This window comes from Methanospirillum sp. (genome assembly GCF_035406105.1).
Taxonomy (GTDB): Archaea; Halobacteriota; Methanomicrobia; order Methanomicrobiales; family Methanospirillaceae; genus Methanospirillum.
Genome location: NZ_DAONKG010000330.1, coordinates 1 through 1743 on the forward strand (window position 1 = coordinate 1; position 1743 = coordinate 1743).

Sequence of the window (1743 nt, forward strand, 5' to 3'; positions counted from 1 at the left end):
AACATTCCCATCCGACTCAATGGTCCCCTGAATAGTTCCCGGATCGCCCGACATCGGGTTGTATGGGCGGTATGAACCGGTAACATTACCGTCTTCAGCCTGGATTATTGTAAGTTCAAAATTCTCTGAAAGCCAGGTACCGTTCCAGTCCATGTCTTCATGTACTGCTCCGACTCCAATTGGAATGAACATAAAAAATGCGATAACACAACACAATATTCCGTATTTCATAAGATAAAACACTCCTATGTAACGATAATATGAAGTAATTCAATATTTATAGATTCTGAAATGAAATGGAATGATTACTCATCAATAAGGACACTTGTATCGATTACTCTTATATCCTTTCTACGGCCACTTACGCGTTATATTAAAATATTCATCAATATCGTCGAATATTGGAAAATCTTTCAATATTCCAAATGGCGATTCGATTTTTTTACGTTTTTCCTAAAGTTACTTTTCATATCCAGACGTTCCATTGATTCCAATAAAGAAATAGGGATAATCACGCCGGTTATATTTACGGACTCATCAAAAATTTATTGAATATCTGCCTTCATTTCTATACGTAATTATCTTCGTATATAGTAATCAGTTTCTCTCTACCCGTTGAGTTACCAGATAATGATAAATGGCTAAACTTTCGGGTATTTTTGATATGTCGGAAGAGAAATTAGAGCCCAATCCCTGGAGTAATCATCTTTTGATTGCCACTATTACAAGACGCTATGGTAGGCCCTATACTTGCCATCCCTCACTCCTTATCTCTTACCATCAACAACGCAGCCTTCTTCTCTGGTCAGACCCGGATCATCCCTATTATCTGCCTGGTCAGGACCACAGACTCCTTTTGTAGTTCTTTCACAGTGAACTCTGTTTTTCCGGAGGCACGGATGGTATCAACCAGCATCTGTTCGGAACTGGTCATCTTTGTCATCTGAGCACCACACTATCATCAATCCAGACGGTGAGCATCCGGTTCCAGACCTTATCGTCCCCGATTTCTTCCTTTTTTGCAATCCATCACAGGCACCGTTCAGGGATCACTTTTGTCAGGCTGTTCCGGTCCTTGTCAAGGGTCCGGTAGATGAACGGTTTTCGAAACACCGTGATGACTCATTTGAGTGTCGCCTGAAATGACTGGGAGAGTGAGACATCATCAAGGCAAATGACGGATCCTTTCCGGAGATCCTTCTGGTAGAAGAGGGGCATATCAATGAACCGACCACTAAGGTAGTATTGCTGGGGGATTTTTAAATTCTTTTATCGCATATTGAGAAATACATGAACATACTCTGCCAGCACAGACTCGTTGTGGCGATGCTCATTGCCCTGTGTTTTGGAGCCGGATGCACCGCTCCAGCCTCATCAGCCATCCAGAAAGAACCATCAGATCACCCGGTGATCCCATTATCAATTCGTGATACTCCGGTGCAATATGCCGATGTGAACGGAGTCAGGCTTGCATATCGTGAATTCGGGGGCGGGGAGCCACTTCTTGTCATCGTCGGACTTGGCGCAACCATGGATCAGGTCAATGAAACCGCACTGGCACTATTTGCCTCTCACTATCATGTATTTCTCTATGACCACCGGGGAATGGGACAGAGCAGTGTTGGGAATGAAACCCCAACGATGGTTCTCTATGCCAAAGATGCAGCAGATCTGATCGCAGCCCTTGGGTATGACAATATGCACATCTATGGCACCTCCATGGGGTCTTTTATTGCCCAGGAG

4 protein-coding genes are annotated in these 1743 nt (G+C 43.7%); 2 read left to right on the plus strand and 2 right to left on the minus strand.

Annotated features, from left to right (window positions below):
* Together PLA23_RS13115 and PLA23_RS13120 are read right to left on the minus strand one after the other, a co-directional pair.
* Positions 1-231, minus strand: a 231-nt coding sequence (locus PLA23_RS13115; protein ID WP_324475488.1) for a hypothetical protein, incomplete at its 3' end; no start/stop codon positions are given.
* A 574-nt stretch (positions 232-805) separates the two neighbouring features.
* Positions 806-934, minus strand: coding sequence for a hypothetical protein (locus PLA23_RS13120; protein WP_324475489.1), 129 nt, complete (start codon positions 932-934; stop codon positions 806-808).
* Between the two features lie 2 nt (positions 935-936).
* Here PLA23_RS13120 and PLA23_RS13125 point away from each other — a divergent pair, with 2 nt between their 5' ends.
* Together PLA23_RS13125 and PLA23_RS13130 are read left to right on the plus strand one after the other, a co-directional pair.
* Positions 937-1146, plus strand: coding sequence for a hypothetical protein (locus tag PLA23_RS13125; protein ID WP_324475490.1), 210 nt, complete (start codon positions 937-939; stop codon positions 1144-1146).
* A 144-nt stretch (positions 1147-1290) separates the two neighbouring features.
* On the plus strand, positions 1291-1743 hold a 453-nt coding region (locus tag PLA23_RS13130; RefSeq protein ID WP_324475491.1), incomplete at its 3' end, for an alpha/beta fold hydrolase.